Raw genomic sequence first — 17,135 nt, forward strand, 5'->3', positions numbered from 1 at the left:
TTCTGGACACCAAACAGAGAAAGCTATATTGGACTAGGTCAAATGTATCTTGAGCATCCGGAGTTTAAAAATTTCTACAATCAATTTCATCCTGATTTAGTGATGTTTTTAGTTGACGCCATGAAAATTTATGCGAAAGAACAATTGAATTAGCAGATGAAGATTTGAGAGATTCTCTACAAATTGACTCAGTGAGACTCTCTTTATTTTATCAACGTAGACAGGGCTATTTTAGCCCTGTCTGGACTTGTTTGTTGCGCGGGACACAGAAAAACGCTTTGATTACTCCTTTTTGATGCTCAATTTTTCCCTATACTGTTCTTGACAGTGCCATTATGAATCACAATAATTCGATGGATTTATCGAAAATTCAGTTGCTGCACGGATTGCCGGCCCTAACTAGGAAAAAAAATGAAAAATAAAATAGTTATGTTGGCACTAACCTCTTTACCCCTTACGTTTTCGCTCGATACTTATGCCGATGAGTACCATTTGAATGGTTTGTCGTTAAGTACTTCAGTAGGAATTCTGTCAGGTATGGCCCACGAATATGTTTATTATCCAGATACAGAGAGTAAGTTAAGCCAGCTCGATTGGCGTATAAAAAATGCGGCAATAATCAATGGGGAATTCAATTATGATTTCCTCAATTGGTTGAGCATCAATGGAAGAGGATGGACAACTCTGGCAAAAAATAAGGCGGCCATGGATGATTATGATTGGTTCAATCCAAATCAGGAAACCTGGACTGACTGGTCACATCATGATAACACGCATCTTAATTACGCGAATGAATTCGACCTGAGCTTAAGAGCCTGGTTGATGCAAAAACAAGAGTACAAGCTAGGCCTGGCGGCTGGTTATCAATGGAACTCCTTTAGTTGGCGGGCAATGGGGGGGTGTTACCAATATAACAATGGGGCCTATACCGGTTGTTTTTCTAGCGATCAGCCTGGAATTGGATACCAACAAAAATTCACTACGCCCTATGTGGGTCTAGCCGGAAAATATTCCATCAATAATTTTGAGTTTAATGCGCTTTTAAAATTTAGCGATTGGGTGTCAGCGCGCGATCATGATGAGCATTATGCCCGCAACTTAACGTTCAATGAGCATGGGAATAACTTCACCTATTATGCTGCAACCCTCAATTCAGGCTACTTTTTAACACAAAATGCGAAAATTTTTGTTGAAGCTTCCTACAATCATTATTCTAATGGACATGCTGATACTGAAATAATTGATAACGATACAGGAGAACGCGGCTATGAAAGCAATTCAGCCGGTTTATCCAACAAAAATTATACTGTCTCTCTTGGCATGCAGTATCTTTTTTAAGTATGGCTGAATCGATTTGAATTAGCCATCATGCATTTGCAAGGACAAGTTGGGCCAAGGCCCAACTTACACTTATGGTGCTAATTGATACATCTTTCTGGAGATGTGATACGGCTAAAGACAGTTGGGACTTGATGATTTCAATCGCGAGCAATTTCTATTTTATATTAGGGTTCGGTTGTGGTTGTTGTGGCATTTCTTGGAAAACTTGACTCACAAAATAATTCATTTTTCCTGATTCAGCTTTTTTTCTAAACAACATATTAACAAAGTCATCGGCTACAAGCGGCCAATGATCTTCAGGATTGGACTCTTTCTTATTTTCTTCATCGATAAGTGCTTCATTTTCTTTTAAAAAAGCATTTACTGCTTCTTCATCATACGCTACAAGGGCTCCTGAACGAATGCTTGCAAAGCCACCCTTGGGAATTACTTTGTATTCCTTATTATCTGCAACATGCACGTATATATTTTTAATGGAATTATAAGCATATAACTCTTCATGAGTAGGATTCGGAATCATAAAAACTTTTAGCCCCTTTTTTTTCAATAATTGATAAACTTGAAATGACTCAAACCCAGAACCACGAATTGTCTCCAGTGGCAAATAACCCAATGCTTTTGTTTTACCAACCTGAGCTAAATCGCTCATTTCTGGATGGGAGAAAAAGTCATAAGATGGTGGCGGTGTAAACAGTGGCTTACTCATCGGTGCTTCATCTTGAGAACTCACTTCTTTAGAGGTTGATTCACTTTTTTTTTGTGACGAGAGTTTTTTAAAAAGTTCTTTGAATGATTTCATAACTTGCATACCGATTGATATTTATTCAAATTATATGCAAAATATTCTGATGCAGCAAAAAAGTAGATTAAAATTTCTTAAAACATACAAATCATTACTCAAACTTGAGGATCGAGTTTTACTTTAATTTGGTTCAAGATCAAGTTACATCAAGCATAGACAAATTAAGTATTCATAATAAACCGATCGATCTAATACAAATCCCGGAGAAAAGTACTCTTTCTACTTTGCAGGATCTTAAGTTATTTCCTCAGGGGGCACTCGCTATTCCACGATATATTTATCAGCTCATGGACACGGGGAATTAGATTATTGTGTTTTAGACAAGCGGACAGAGGATGCAAATCTATATGAATTAGATGAAGTTGCCGCATATTTCTCAAAGATATTGGTGGATCAAGAATTTAAAAATCCTGACATCAAGCCGCGGTTAACTTTGGTGATGAGTGTGCGTGAGGGGCTAGGTTTTGCAAAGAAATTACAGCAAATGTTATTGTAAAACTATGGGATATACATTGATGTGATTGCTAATGAAAATGTGATACATGAACAGTTTGAATATAATGCAATTAGCAATTAAGCGAATATTTCTCATAAAGAAACCTCTATCAAAGGATCTGGTAGAGAGCATAAGAGACAGCATAGTAAAGTATTATTGGTAATTGATGCTTACGAATTGAAATGAAGAACCCGAAGAATTGATAAAGAAGAAGTTATTGAAATCAGAGGTGATGTCGAATATCGATCACTGAAAGCAGAGTATGCTGCATTACTCATAGAGGCATCGGTTTTTGGTATAGACAGCGCTCTAGATAATTTAGAAAAAGTGCAAGAACAAATAGATAGTATAAAATCGCCTAACTAGGGTGTGTTGACAATTAACAACACGACCTAATAAAAATAAGATAAATAACTAGGAATAGAATACCTATAAAGAAATAAACTACTTTTTTAGGCATTCTGATATCTTTTACTAATACCCATAAAAATGCCTTCTTTAAAGGGCCCTAAATACCATGCTGAGCAGGGACGTTGCCAAACTGGTTTTTCGAGAACGCCCACCTGTCGTAAACAGCTGTCTTCCACAAAGACTGTCAATAAAAGGTTTGTTGGTCAGTTGTTACCAGTCTTTTATCTATCTCTATCGTTGGTTTCATCCGTTTACGACAGAATGGGCATTGCATTTTCATGGCTTCCCTCTATTTCGTTCAGGCTATCATTGGGAAATAGCCTGAAATCCTGCTTCATCAATTATAGTTTTAGCAAATTGAGCAATTAATTGATGGATGGGCCCTGTTGGGTGAACATGATCCCAGAATAGATATCCAGAACACGAATTAGAGTTTGCATTAAGTCGGCGTAGGGTTTGTTCCTGATACCCCACTAACAGAGCTTCTTTTAGAACGGGGTTAGAAAGAATAGCTTGCTTCTTCTTTTCATCCAGCACTAAATGATGTTGTTTGGCTTGAGTTTTTAAATAGTTGTCCAAAAGCTCAGTATTATTAGCCATCGCTCTTAATGAAAACCCTCCAGAGTAACAAGGCTGGGTGATATTGGTGACATTGAATTGATTTGGCTCACTGATTAATTGATTAAATAGAGAGTACACATCAAAATAAGCAATATTCACATTAGGGTATCGTTCTTTTAGTTGATTGTATTTAGCTAAAAGTTTTTCATTATGCTTGTTGGTTAATTCACTTAACAAGGCCTGATTATTGTTCTGGGCTGCTTCAGGTGTTTTCCCTAAATCGGGAATATTAACCATTAAAACCATTACCGCTCCGTTATTAATCAGGGATTCAATATCAGTCCCAATGGCATCAACGACAGAACTAGTGATATCTTCTACATTAGTAGGACCATTAAGGTAGTTGTTACTGCCAATCCAGACTATATATAGAGTAGTATCCTTATTGGTGTATTGATGTAGATAAAGATAATCATTGATTTCCGCATCAAGGGTGTAAGGTAAATTTTCTTTGTAAGATAGAACAGCCCCAGCACCTCCGACAGCAAAATCTTGAAAGTTATCGCTTGAGCCGTTGGGGAAATAGTATTGATAAAGATTTTCAACCCAGACAGGGCCATTGCTGAAGCGTCCTTGATAATAAGGCGGAGACTTAGGAATAAAATGAGCCATGTAGGTGTATAGATTTCCATTATCTGACAAGCTATCTCCAAAAACGGTTATAGTATCAAATTTGTAACTGTAGGAATTGATGGATAACGCTAAAAGCACCAAGAGAATAATCGTTTTTTTTATCAATTTCGTTCTCCGTAATAGCTAAATAATAATTTAGTATATAGAATAATTATTACTGTAATATTAAGAGCCAAAAGGATAAGTTATATTTTCATATTGATTTACAATGCACACAGTAATGGCTGTATGCGCATTAGATTAAGTGATACTCGGTCCTCAAGTTTTTAATTTGACATGTCAGATAAAATTAATTAAGTAGCCCTCCCATATTTCAAAGAGTCTGTTGGCTCTAATCGAATTGGAGTTCTATTACTAAGGTGTTTACTATAGGGAGCAAGTAGAATCACTTTTTTAATTTGTTCCGTGCACTGCTCTAACTCATCACAAGGGTCGTGACAATAAATAAGCTGACTAATGAACTGAACAATAGCATCAAAACGCATCTTTTTAAGGCCAATAAAATGCGCGCAAATCTAACAGAGTGTGTTGATTTATCAGAGAGTTATAGTAGTTGTCAAATTAAAAAAACTTGAGGATTGAGTAAAAGGTGTTCTGCTGACTATAATTTAAACTATGTTCAACCGAGGAGTAATTGTAATGCCTAAACATAAAAAGAAATTACTTCAAGATACGTTTCTCCAGAATGGTGAGGTTCAAGGATATAAATTTCAAGAGGATGATTACGCCAATCAAATGGCTTATCTTTTTGGCGGTGATAAAGGAGAAAAAGCCGCAAAAAAAATATTAGACGATGCGAATGCGCAATTCCCAAATCCATTAGACCTTTTAAAGAAAAAGAAATTTATCGAAGATCAGGTAAAACAAAGAGCCACTGAGGTTGATAGCGGTTTTCATGCTGGAATAAAAAACATTTTTGAGGGCTTAAAGAATATAGATCATCCAGTCAAGGGTGAGGAAGCAGGGAAGGAGGCAATGCTCAGTCTCATGAAGGGTCTTGGATTAAATGTCGATGATGATAATGTGCAGACTCATTATTCACCCGGGCCACCTCAGGTTTTCCAAGTTACTTGGGTCAATCGTCCCACTGAAAATCTCGCAAAAGAAGACTCTAATGTAAATAAGCTTGCCCAATGTTACTCAGAATGTTTGTCACCGAAGACAGGAGAAAAACAAGAGTTCGATACTGCTTGGCAAACCCATAAAGCCCATGCGTTGCAGGGTGGACCAAAAATCGAAAAATCCGAATTTCTAAGTCAGGCTGATCAATCGTTTGAAGCTCACTTAGATTCCCTAAAAAATCCAATAAAACAAACTGCACCTCAAGAAGAAGTGGTCAGCGATTCTAGATTAACCCATCATTAATCGATGGAATATTGGCTCCTAAGTTCACTAGAGGCCTAGATGCTCATAGTCGCTGGGTTAAGAAGAGTTCACCATGTTGCTGTTAAGTTTAGAATCCTCTCTCCCATTCGGGGGAGAGGGGCAGGGTTGAGGGTATCCTCAACTCTCATTGGCCCTGATGGGCAACTTCTCCCCAAGGGGAGAAGTGATTTTCCTTTTGTGTTACATATTCGCCATGGTGACAACAAAATTTGGAATATTAGGCGAACCAACTCCAACGCCATCGTTCCAAAATTGATCTTCAGGCTCAAGAGTAAGCGCTGAATCCCAGCCAAACGTTTTATTCTTAATGCTAAATGCCGATGCGGGAGCAGGAATCCCCTGGATCGTTGTCGATGGTGGCGGGGTTGCGCCACTTATTATAAGCGATGGTGGAATAATCAGATTAATTGCTCTATTTGAAAGTAAAACATCATTCATCTGATACAAATAAGGTGCTGCATGGCCTATAGGTGTTCCTTTATTCAATAGGCTTCGTGCTTGATTGACTAAAATTAAAGTTGCCGAAAATAAAGGACACGCTAAACTGGTGCCCCCATCCTGCACGGTTACGTCATCGGCAATAATCAGTAAACCTGTTTGCGGATCGCCCAACATGGCGATATCAGGTAGCGCACGATGCTTTCCGTAATTATTAATTACTCCATAACCACCAGCCGTATAGTTGCTAATGGAGTTCTGCCAAGTCACTGGTCCATAAAAGCGGCTAATGCCCCCACCGGTACCCCCATCAAAGGCATAGCTCCCACTATCGTTTTTCACTGATCCCCAGACTGTTTCAAATGCATAACGGTAATTTGTATCTACAAATAAAGCAGTCGCCCCAACTGCAGTGACGTAAGCCGAGCTGGAAGGATAATCAACTGTTGGTGAGGGAGGGCGGGGTGGGGTGCATTTTTTTTCGGTGATGTAGGTATTGTCACCACAATCGCCAGAAGAAAAGTTAACACTGATTCCCGCCGCCGCGGCTAATTCCAAGGTGTGTTCGAACGAAGGATCCAAAGTTTCTTCGCCACTCCAACTATTAGAAATCACATAAGCATTAGAAAAACCTGCAATGGTAAATTTATTCTTAATCAGCGTGTGAATCACATCCGTTAATATGCTCTTTTGATCCTTACCTAACACCAAAACGGTATTATCTCCAGGTGCTATTGTATGGGATGATTCAATGTCTAGGGCGATTTCATTACTAAAAGAGGATGCATTAGGGCATTTTGTAAAGGGCGTGCCATCCGGATTAATGATCGCAAAATTTTTCGCTGCTCCTGAGGTTACGAAAGGCTTGATATTATTCGCATTAAAATATTTATTGGCATCATGTAAAATTTGATGGGGCGTATTCGTGCCACATGCATCAACGACAACTAAAGTTTGCCCCGTTCCATCGAGACGTTTGCCATTAATGCGTGGGATGTTTTTCAAATTGTAAGTTTTTTGCAAATTGGCTCCTGTAAAGCCTTGCAATGAAATGTCTGTAGGAATTGCAAAGGGAACAAAAGAATTCCAGATAAAATTTAAATCATGAACTTCTTTAGCGTCATGTTGAAGATTTTCTATGTTTGAGTGAAATTGTGGAATAGTACTAAGGCCAGTAATTTCAGTAATATATTGAGCAATCTCCCGATTCAGTTGGGGAGGGTTTGTATTTGCATGAATGGTTTCGTTTTGATATTGATAATAGTTCATTTGTACATGAAGAGCTTGCTCAATTTGCGCCACGGTTCCTGTGACACGCACGCTGTGGTTAACCACTTTTGTTTGCATCCCTTGAGAAGAAAAAAATTGTTGTACCGTCTTTTCTGCTTCTTTGCTTGGTGCAAACTCTTGTTCATAAAGGTTTGCACTTAAAAATTGATGATAACGGGGGCTATTGGGATCATAAACCTCTTGAACAAGCCTATCTAATTCTGCCTTATTCCGTAATTTTAACCAGACAATAAATGAAATTTTTTTCTCAGAGGGCACTGGTTTTATCCAGGTTGCCTGCTTGAGTAAATGTAACCCTGGATTGGGTAAACTCAATAAATCATTTTCTGGTTTTGCATAGGGAGTTGATGTGACAAAATTCAATGACAATAAAAGAACTACTGCTTTTTTAAGTTTTAACATAATGATCTCCCTATGTTACCCGAAGAAAAATAAACTAGTGATTGGGCTGGATGTGATAAATCCCAAGTCATCGCCAGTGGTCAAGGAGAAAACATGACCGTTTTGTGTCCCGGCGTGCATCAAGCTTGCATCCGAATTAACAAACAAGGTGTACGTTATTTGGGACAAAAGGGTCCAAGTTGGATTTGGATCCGTCAAACTGTTGGCGAAATAGGCATATTCAAAATTGATGGTTCCAGGGGGTAAAGTACTGTTCGTTGAAGTTTGTCGTGTATTGACATAAAGTTGACCATTCACCGCAAAAACATTTTGCACTGGTACAGGAACACTCGATTCGGGACCACGGATTTGATTCCAGTTCGTTCCATTATCCGTTGAATAATAGACATTCCCATCATTGCTTCCTACATAAATCGAAGAAGAGCTCAAGAATATGCTGTTTATGGGACCGGTACCTGGATTTGTTGTGGTTGCAGTCCATGTCACTCCATTGTTACTTGAATAATAAACTTTTCCTTCTTGAGTTCCGGTATAAATTCTGGAAGCAGTGGTAACAAAAACACTATTTACTGATGAAGTCCCTGGTGCATTTGTCGCAGTCCAGGAAGTACCATTATTGGTTGAGTAATATACTTTACCATCTGCGCTGCCTACATATAAAGCGCTTGGTGTTGCAAAGACACTATTCACCGCATTACCTGTCGATGGCACAGAGGTCGCAGTCCAAGTTAAACCATTATCAGTAGAAAAGTAAACGAAACCTTTTGCAGTTCCTGAATATATTGTGCCGACACGTGTAAAAGTTACTTCCACGGTATGATTGTCATCAATATTGGCGAAGGTAAATGTCGTTCCCCCTTTTTGGGCGCTACCGCCGTCGACTACCCATTCATCCACTTGATAACCGGTGTTAGGGGTTGCTGTAAAAGTCACACTGCTTCCTGCAATAACGGTTTGTGGGGTATTGGGATTAATTGCCCCATTGGCACCAGCACTTGGTGTAATCATATAGGTTGTGATTGGAATGAGAGTAATGTTTAAAATGTTAGCTAAAGCAGGTTGATAGCACTCCAGTACTCCTCCTTGCTCACAGACAACAGGGCCCTCTTTAATATTATTTTGTAATGCGCTCCCATTGACGAACAAATTAAGCGTACAGGATTGATGGCCTTGCAATGTAAATGGATTAGGACAATTTCCCGCTGAAGTAACCTGAGTAATCCCCGTAATGGACTTCATAGACAAGGTATGTGTTCGGCGAGATTGATTGGTAATCGTGTACTTAATCGTTGCCGATCCAATTGATGTGACCGAAACTGTTGGTGGATAATTAGGATCAGGTGTGAAAGTCCATACGGGTTTAACTGCATGACTTAGTGTAAAGAATAAAAAAGCAATCACCGCGATGAACAGCTGGGGCAAAGTCATTTTAAATCGTTGCATCTTCAAATCCATTTTCAGGTACATTTTTAGTGAACTTTATCTTAAATTGAATACTTAATAGAGATCAATAAGATAGAGGGATAAAAATACTTTTTTTTCAATGGGTTAAAAAATGAAAAATCATACACAGATTCTCAATTGGGCCACTGATTATCTACTCTCTAAAGGATATTCCTTAACTCGTTCACCCGAAATTGTATTAGAAACACCTTGGTCTAATGTGATTCGATTTCCAACTTCAAAAGGCAATGTCTATTTAAAACAGCCGGCACTCTTAATCGCTCAAGAGCCAAAAATCACACAACTATTGGCCACTCAATTTCACGCCAATGTACCGATTGTGATCGCAATGAACGAAGAGCTGCATTGTTTTTTGATGCATGATGCTGGGCAATCACTGCGTGACTATCTAAAAAATGAATTTCAGCCGGTTCTATTACGTCAAGCCATTAGGCAATATACCGCGATGCAGCGAACGACAGAAAATCATCTAGAATCTTTATTTGCCCTGAGAGTCCCTGATTGGCGATTGGATAAATTACCCCAACTCTATGAGTATCTAATCAACCAGATAGCTTTTTTAAAAGCTGAGGGTATGAACGACAACGAACTGCAAACTTTGCACGATTTAAGACCACAAATCGCATCAGAAATTGAATCTTTATCCCGGTTTCAGATTCCTGAAACTCTAGTTCAATCTGATTTTCACACGAACAATATTTTGATTCATCCGAAAACCAAAAAATTAACTTTCATTGATTTGGGAGAGATAGTTGTCACCCATCCATTTTTTTCCTTACATCCTTTTCTGCGTCAAGCCATCATGCACCATGGCCTAGACGAGCTCGATCAAACCTATCATCAACTTCAAGAAACGTGTTTCGAAAACTGGCTGGACTTGGCATCAAAAAAACAGCTATTTGAAGGATTTATGTTAGCCAAAAAATTATGGCCCATTTATTCCGCGCTTGTTTTTTATCGTATCCTACATAGCGTGGATCGACAGTCCTTTAAATTGTTTTACGCCAATAGACCTAATCGACTTACAGGCTTTTTTAGAGAATATACGGCAGCTAGTGGTGCTTAGGTTTATCTGATCTTGGGGCTGAAGAATTAAATAAATTTTAATATGTGACGTTTGTCAAAATTATTGGTAATGTGGAAGGCTTTTAAAAGTAGGAAAAAATTTTACATATTTTCATGTTGCTAAAAGTAATAGTACTGACGGTGAAAATTACCGAAAACCCGAAGTAACTATTTATGGCAGGAGCTAGATAGACTATAGGAGTAGTAAATGAAAAAAATCACTATAAAAGAAGCCCTAGATAACTATGATAACAGTAAGGGTTATAGAAGAACCTATATCAAAGAAGAGCCTCATATTAAAGAATTGCGAAGTTTTTATGAGGACTTGGAGGAGGACGATTTATCTCCTTCCTCGTTACTTAAATTAGCGCTGGTTTTAATTGGTAAAAATACACGAACTGAAGAGAGCGCAAGCGGTAAAACATTCGAAGGACTGGTTAACAAACTAGGAGGATATGAAGCACTTGACACTTTATACGCTGCAAAACAATTAACTGAAGATAATGTCGTATTTTTGGAAAGACACCCCAATGAAGCGAAAGCTTTAGCCCCTTTCATCGTATCTATCGCTAAGAACCCAATAGGCGCCGATTTAAAAAAGATAATTTCTATAGCCGAAAAAATAAAAAGTCCACAAGAATTAATGGCTGTCTTTAAAGAGTTGGCATTAGTTGCACACTCTAATTTTACCATTAATATTTTATATCTATTAAATCAACACAATTTAAATACTGATGAGGTAATGCCCCTACTCAAAGGATCTGAGCAACATTTGATAATTATTTACCAAATACTGGAAACATTGGCAATAAATCCATCGCTGATTACTCTACCTAATCTGATTAATATTTTAAAAATACAACACCATTATTATCTCCATGCTTTATTAAAAATCCTGCCGCCAGATCAGGAAACCCTGGATAGCTTATTTCAATCAGGCGTTTCCTATACCTTGGGACAATATTGTTTGATTGAAGAACTCGTTACCCAATTTAAAAACGCAAGTTGGGATCTTCACCCCTATTTAGGGATCATTCTAAGTGGGAAAATCAATGGCGGGGCAGTAAAAAAAGCCATAACAGAATTAATTGAATTGAAAGTAAATTCTGAACTTTTACCCCTAATCATACCTACTATTTTTAACAACTCTCATGAAAGTGCCCAATTAATGGAGGCGTTGAAAACACTGCATAAAGAGGGTTTAGATGAAGGTTTTCTTAAAATTGCATTTGCAATACCTAAATTTTCCAACGAGCTTGCGGCAGCTCTTGTGATGCTGCAAAAAGCAAAATGTTTTAATGAGGCAACAAAAGTATATATTGGTTTAAGTCCAGAATATGCTTTGGGTTTGGCTCAATTTTGGATTCAATTCTCGAATGCAAGATGCGTCGACTTATCCCATCGCGCCGCGATGTTGAAACAACCACAATGTGCTTCCTATACTGCTGAAGTGATCGAGTTTTTACAACAACATAAACTTCATGATGAAAAGAATATTATTGCTGTTTGTAAAGCAAAATTAACGAGTAAAGCATTGCTTAATTTGTTGAATCTTATGCTTGAAGCAAAAATTTTAAATCAGGACAGTTTAGATATCCTCTTGCCAAGATTATCTTGGGTTAAAACCTTGCATCATGGGGCGCAGTGTCTGGCGAATGGTGATAAATTAAATGCATTGAATTTTGATTCCCTGGTTTCTGATCCTATTAATGCAGTTGCCTTAGCGGGAAATTTAGGGGGGAAACTTTATCCTAAAGACAAACCTTCCTTTAAAAATCCCGGAGCTCAGGATTTTGCCACCATTCGTAGAAATACCTTAGTATTGTGTCAAGGTTATCGACAAGGGCTTTTTTCCACCGGAATGTCTTCTGAGCAGAGACAGGATTTCGAAACGAAGCGTGGTAAGACTGTCGAGCAAGCACAAAAAGAGGTTTTAGTAAAAATTGCTCAATATACAGGTAACCATGCATTAGAAGGGGCAACCGAACACAACATTGCTCAAGAAACTTATTCCTCCATTTTAAAAAACAGATAAATAGTCGTTATTAGACGCTCCATATATATCAGCCGCTCACAGAGGTGAGCGGTTTCTATCTGAAGATCCCCCACAATATGGAACAATTTTAGTCTTAACCCAGCACCTATCGTCCCCGCACACCCTAAGCCGCGTTCAATGAGACCAGTTGCGCCGTTCTTGTGCGATTAACCTGCTTTAAATAGACATTCAGGATAAGAATTTTCGTTTGGTTATTTCAATCCTACTATTTTTATAGTAGGATCTACTAAAAAAATAGTAGAGAATGCTCTATTTCGTTACTGGAGAGGAAAATGTCCGTAAAAAAAGTATCGTCAGCCCATGATCGTCTGCTTACAGAAGTAGAGCTTGAATTAATGAATATTATTTGGAGTCTTAATAAAGTAACGATTAAAGAGGTTGTGTCGCATCTGTCACAACAAAGGCCTTTAGCTTACACCACCGTGGCGACGGTGGTAAAAGTGCTTGAACAAAAAGGGTTTCTTGAATGCCAAAAAAACTCCTATGCCCATGTGTTTGTGCCAATTGTTACAAAATCTGACTATGAAAATACCTGTCTTGATCATCTTGTTGCAAATGTTTTTGATGGAGAGCCTGTTGCTCTTGTCCAAAGACTCTTGATGGCCAAAAAATTACAACACGATGACCTGCAAGCCATAGAGGAGGCACTGAAACAATTAACCCCGGACGCCCAAAAAGAAGGGGTGGAATAATGTTATTCATAGAAATTTATTTGAGTATTCATTGCTTACTCTTAATCAGCTCATACTTTATCGGGGGGCGTTGGTTAGCAAAACAGCCTTCTTTCAAACTGAAACTGGCCCGTTTTTTATTAGTCAGCTGTGTGGTTTCTCCATTAATTGTTCATTGTGTGAACTTTAATCAAATGCCGGAGCGCCTTGGCGCTGTTTCATTTGATACGCTGCAAGAATATATGAATCAGCCAATTTTAAAGCAAGAACCGGCAAAACGCGTCAACGAATCTGCAGCTGCGTTACCCCTGGAAAATGTTAGTTATTGCCAGCTGTTTTATTTAATATTAGGTTTCATTATCTTATTTCGTGGTTATCACCTATTATCAGGTTTGGGTAGCTTACGCGCATTGTTGGATGAAGCAATTCATTATCGACGCTCTGGAAAACTGATCATTAAAGTCTCTGCTCGCTGCCATATTCCTTTTTCAGTGTTTTTATTAAACAAAGCTTATATTGTATTGCCCGTATCCTTATTCTCTTCTCCCAAAAATGTGAGCATTGCGATTGCGCATGAAGGGCAACACCATCGTAATGGAGATTGCCTATGGTCCTATTTTATTGAAACCTTGCGCATTATCTTCTTTGGAAATCCTGGTGTTACTCGATGGCATAACGCTTTAAATGAATTACAAGAATTTTCATGTGATGAAGTACTGGTTGGCCACCCAAAAATTTCGGCACATGACTATGGCCACTGTCTGTTCCAAGTGATTCAGACAGTATCTCAAAGTTCTCAGTCATCTAATCAAGAATTTGCATGTGCGGTGGGCATGGCTTTGAACAATGAAAACGAAGACTGTACTTTCATCATAAGGAGAATTTCAATGTTACCAACTTATCCATTTAATGCATCTAAGCCGCTGTGGTTAGGGATTGCATTTGTTGGGTTATCTATTTTGGCACCCATGTGTGTGGCTTATTCAGCAGTAGGGTCCTTAAACAGTCCTAAGGTAAAAGGTGTGGATACAACTCATTTAGATCCTAAAATGCAAAACATCGCAGAGAAAGAAATTAGCGCAGCGGTCAAACGCTATCACGCAAAATCTGGGGTTATTGCTATTGCTGATCCCAATACGGGCAATATCATTGCATTTGCTGAATCAAATCAGCAGGGGCAAAACAGTTGGAGGTCACGTTTTTTTTCACCTGGCTCGACAATAAAACCTTTTATTGCAGCCGCGGCAATCGATTCTGGTACAAGTTCCGCAACCAAAAACTATGATTGTCATTCACCTTATTCCCTAAAAGGTAAAACATTTGCAAACTACAATTCTGATGTAGGTTCTGCTTCTCTAACAGAGGCGATTGCACAGTCGATTAATGTTTGCCTTATTAAGGTGTCACAAGAGACTGGAGCACCAATAATCCGAAAAAAACTTGCTGAATTTGGTTTTGATATGAATTCGTGGTGGCAAGCAAATCAGGATGACGAGGTGCAACTGGCAATGGCTTCGCTGGGTGAGAATATCCCTGTCACCATTGAGTCGTTAACAAAATCCTATGCTGTTCTTGCGAACAAAGGACGTCCATTTGCTCGAGGAGATAAACCTGTTATCTCAGAAACCACGACAAATTCAGTGAATCATATTCTTAAGTACGCCGTCGATAATGGTACAGGGAAACGTGCAGTGATTCCTGGTGTTGCCGTGGCAGGTAAGACCGGAACGGTTATCGAGAATGGGAATAAGCATCTTGCTTTATTTGCTGGGTATGCGCCAGCTGATAAACCTCGTTATGTCATGTTAATCCTGATTGAAGACGGTCATTTAAACATGAAGGGCAAGACATTGACCTCGGGCGGGGAATTAGCCGCCCCTGTATTTCATAATGTCGCGATGAATAGTCTGTATGGGGCTAGCCGATAGCTGGCTCTATGGAGCACTGTTTTTTACTTCGGTTTAGTCGTGAGCTTAATGCAGATCAGATGAGGGTTGGGCCAAGGCTCAACCTACTGGACTGCCTATACCTTTTCCTCTTGAGAGAGGAGAAAAATTTCCTAATCTAATTAAAACAATTTTGAGGTTGTGATGAAAAAAAATAGTGTATTCCTATGTATGGGGTTGTTTTTTTGCAGTCCGATTTGGGCTCAAGGTACCTGCTTCTTGGCCTATGAAAATCAAACTGTGTTAAAACATGAAGGTGATGAGTGTAATCAGCGTTATGCCCCTGAATCGACCTTTAAAATTGCATTAAGTCTTATGGGTTTTGATTCAGGAATATTAAAAGATGCCCTTCATCCTGAATGGCCTTATAAGAAAGAATATGAACTTTATCTCAATGTATGGAAATACCCTCATAACCCGCGCACTTGGATAAGAGATTCTTGTGTTTGGTATTCACAGGTATTGACACAACATTTAGGTATGAAGCGATTTAAAAATTATGTAGCGGCATTTCACTACGGCAACCAAGATGTAACCGGCGATAAAGGTCAGGACAATGGACTAACCCATGCTTGGCTTTCAAGTTCGCTTGCCATTTCGCCCACAGAGCAAAATAAGTTTCTACAAAAAATAGTCTATAAAAAACTTCCAGTGAGCAAAAAAGCGTTTACTATGACTAAAGACATTCTCTATATTCAGGAATTAGCTGGGGGTTGGAAACTGTATGGAAAAACAGGAACTGGTCGACAATTAACGGCAGATAAAAGCAAGAAGCTTCCTTTACAACATGGATGGTTCGTAGGGTGGATTGAAAAGGATGGTCGCGTAGTTACTTTTGTGAACCATATTGCTGACAGCAAAGAAAAAGCGACTTTTGCGAGTTTTAGAGCGAGAAATGACGCACTTATCAAATTACATTACTTGATTAATGAGCTGGAAAAATAAGAGATCCATGTCGAAATGCTCGTGCAGAGGACCACTGCGTTGTCGGTAAAGTGCACCTATGAGACTAACACTCCGGTTCTGCGCTGTGTTCCTCTGAGCATTTGTTTCTTCGCAGCGCGTTTCAAAGGAGGTCTAATGACTCGAAAAGTTGAAAAAAATGCTTGACCCTATTGTTGCTATATACCTTACCTTTGTATTTAAGGAGGGAACATTATGACCCAATGGTTCGTTAAAGACATAAGCAAATTAACCGGTGTTTCAGTACAAACCCTGCACCATTATGACCGTACAGGGTTACTTAAACCTTCATTGCGACGTGCCAATGGGTATCGTGTTTACTCCGAAAAGGATTTATTGAAGTTGCAACAAATTATTGCTTTGAAATTTTTTGGTTTTGAGTTGTCACAAATCAAAACCTTACTCAATGAAGAGCATAGCGTGCTGAAACATTTTAACAGCCAAGCCCAAGTCTTAGAACACAAAGCAGCTGCTTTACTTGAGGGTGCCAAAACGTTGAGAAGCATAATTGACTCTGTTGACAACCATCAATCGATTCCTTGGGAAACCATTATTCAACTTATTGAGGTATATAGAATGACAGCGCATCTTGAGCATGATTGGGTTAAAGAAATATTTACCCCCGATGAATTAAAGCAGTATGTAGCGTTTGAACAAGAAATGAAAGCCAATGTGACACCGGAACAACAAGCCGCTTTTGAAAAGAATTGGAATCAGCTGGTGGATGAGGTGAGCCATCATCTTAAGCACGATCCCAACTCAAAAATAGGGGTTGAGTTAGGAAAAAAACTTATGGATTGGGTTAATGGAGTATACGGTACAAAATATGCCCATTTAAGAACCAAAAAATTTGAAAAAGGTTTTGGGGAGGGAAAAGGTCTTGATGAGGTGGGTTTGACACCAGAAATTGTATCATGGATGGATAAAGCGATGGATGCATACTGGCGAGAGCGAATTTATGGCATTCTTCAACAGGTAGGAAAAACCTCTTCTTCAACCCTGTTAACACTTTGGAATGAAGTATTGGTTGATATGTATGGAGATGAGACTGCACGCCAAACAGGCATATATGACCTTCTTTTTAAGGACGATAAGGTTAGTCCAGAGGCAAAAGCTTGGCTTAAAAGTATCATCAATCCTTAAAAATTGC

The 17,135-nt window shown here is 38.8% G+C and carries 14 protein-coding genes; 10 read left to right on the forward strand and 4 right to left on the reverse strand.

The window, feature by feature from the left end; genetic code table 11:
• Positions 1 to 153, forward strand: a 153-nt coding sequence (locus tag OQJ26_RS07560) for a TipAS antibiotic-recognition domain-containing protein (RefSeq protein WP_265703469.1), incomplete at its 5' end; no start/stop codon positions are given.
• 258 nt (positions 154 to 411) lie between these two features.
• Positions 412 to 1,338 carry an omptin family outer membrane protease gene (locus tag OQJ26_RS07565; RefSeq protein ID WP_265703271.1) on the forward strand — a complete coding sequence of 309 codons (927 nt, stop codon included), beginning with the start codon at positions 412 to 414 and terminating at the stop codon, positions 1,336 to 1,338.
• Between the two features lie 157 nt (positions 1,339 to 1,495).
• Here OQJ26_RS07565 and OQJ26_RS07570 read toward each other — a convergent pair whose 3' ends face one another.
• A complete protein-coding gene (locus tag OQJ26_RS07570; RefSeq protein ID WP_265703272.1) occupies positions 1,496 to 2,140 on the reverse strand; it encodes a hypothetical protein in 645 nt (214 codons plus the stop codon).
• 1,016 nt (positions 2,141 to 3,156) lie between these two features.
• Here OQJ26_RS07570 and OQJ26_RS07575 point away from each other — a divergent pair.
• Positions 3,157 to 3,375, forward strand: a complete 219-nt coding sequence (locus OQJ26_RS07575) for a hypothetical protein (protein ID WP_265703273.1) — start codon at positions 3,157 to 3,159, stop codon at positions 3,373 to 3,375.
• On the opposite strand, the gene OQJ26_RS07580 is transcribed toward OQJ26_RS07575, so the two are convergent.
• Positions 3,357 to 4,409 carry an SGNH/GDSL hydrolase family protein gene (locus OQJ26_RS07580; protein ID WP_265703274.1) on the reverse strand — a complete coding sequence of 351 codons (1,053 nt, stop codon included), beginning with the start codon at positions 4,407 to 4,409 and terminating at the stop codon, positions 3,357 to 3,359. The genes OQJ26_RS07575 and OQJ26_RS07580 overlap by 19 nt on opposite strands.
• A 534-nt stretch (positions 4,410 to 4,943) precedes the next feature.
• Between OQJ26_RS07580 and OQJ26_RS07585 the strand changes: the two genes are divergently transcribed.
• Complete coding sequence (locus tag OQJ26_RS07585; protein WP_265703275.1) at positions 4,944 to 5,669, forward strand: hypothetical protein; 726 nt, start codon at positions 4,944 to 4,946, stop codon at positions 5,667 to 5,669.
• A 201-nt stretch (positions 5,670 to 5,870) separates the two neighbouring features.
• On the opposite strand, the gene OQJ26_RS07590 is transcribed toward OQJ26_RS07585, so the two are convergent.
• Positions 5,871 to 7,820 (reverse strand): S53 family peptidase, encoded by a 1,950-nt coding sequence (locus OQJ26_RS07590; RefSeq protein WP_265703276.1) that lies wholly within the window; start codon positions 7,818 to 7,820, stop codon positions 5,871 to 5,873.
• Between the two features lie 15 nt (positions 7,821 to 7,835).
• The gene (locus OQJ26_RS07595; RefSeq protein ID WP_265703277.1) at positions 7,836 to 9,263 is read right to left on the reverse strand and encodes an InlB B-repeat-containing protein; all 1,428 of its coding nucleotides are present in this window, start codon (positions 9,261 to 9,263) and stop codon (positions 7,836 to 7,838) included.
• A 112-nt stretch (positions 9,264 to 9,375) separates the two neighbouring features.
• Here OQJ26_RS07595 and OQJ26_RS07600 point away from each other — a divergent pair, with 112 nt between their 5' ends.
• The 6 genes from OQJ26_RS07600 to OQJ26_RS07625 all read left to right on the forward strand — a co-directional run bounded on the left by OQJ26_RS07600 (position 9,376) and on the right by OQJ26_RS07625 (position 17,128).
• Positions 9,376 to 10,350, forward strand: coding sequence for an aminoglycoside phosphotransferase family protein (locus tag OQJ26_RS07600; protein ID WP_265703278.1), 975 nt, complete (start codon positions 9,376 to 9,378; stop codon positions 10,348 to 10,350).
• Between the two features lie 207 nt (positions 10,351 to 10,557).
• Positions 10,558 to 12,384 (forward strand): hypothetical protein, encoded by a 1,827-nt coding sequence (locus OQJ26_RS07605; protein ID WP_265703279.1) that lies wholly within the window; start codon positions 10,558 to 10,560, stop codon positions 12,382 to 12,384.
• A 293-nt stretch (positions 12,385 to 12,677) separates the two neighbouring features.
• A complete protein-coding gene (locus OQJ26_RS07610) occupies positions 12,678 to 13,097 on the forward strand; it encodes a BlaI/MecI/CopY family transcriptional regulator (RefSeq protein WP_265703280.1) in 420 nt (139 codons plus the stop codon).
• Positions 13,097 to 15,004, forward strand: coding sequence for a M56 family metallopeptidase (locus tag OQJ26_RS07615; protein WP_265703281.1), 1,908 nt, complete (start codon positions 13,097 to 13,099; stop codon positions 15,002 to 15,004). The genes OQJ26_RS07610 and OQJ26_RS07615 overlap by 1 nt, the downstream gene beginning before the upstream one ends.
• 162 nt (positions 15,005 to 15,166) lie before the next feature.
• Positions 15,167 to 15,967: a class D beta-lactamase gene (gene blaOXA / locus OQJ26_RS07620; protein ID WP_265703282.1), complete on the forward strand. Its 801-nt coding sequence runs from the start codon at positions 15,167 to 15,169 to the stop codon at positions 15,965 to 15,967.
• Between the two features lie 213 nt (positions 15,968 to 16,180).
• Positions 16,181 to 17,128, forward strand: coding sequence for a MerR family transcriptional regulator (locus OQJ26_RS07625; protein ID WP_265703283.1), 948 nt, complete (start codon positions 16,181 to 16,183; stop codon positions 17,126 to 17,128).
• Positions 17,129 to 17,135: the final 7 nt, after the last annotated feature.

Source organism: Legionella sheltonii (assembly GCF_026191355.1).
GTDB lineage: Bacteria > Pseudomonadota > Gammaproteobacteria > Legionellales > Legionellaceae > Legionella > Legionella sheltonii.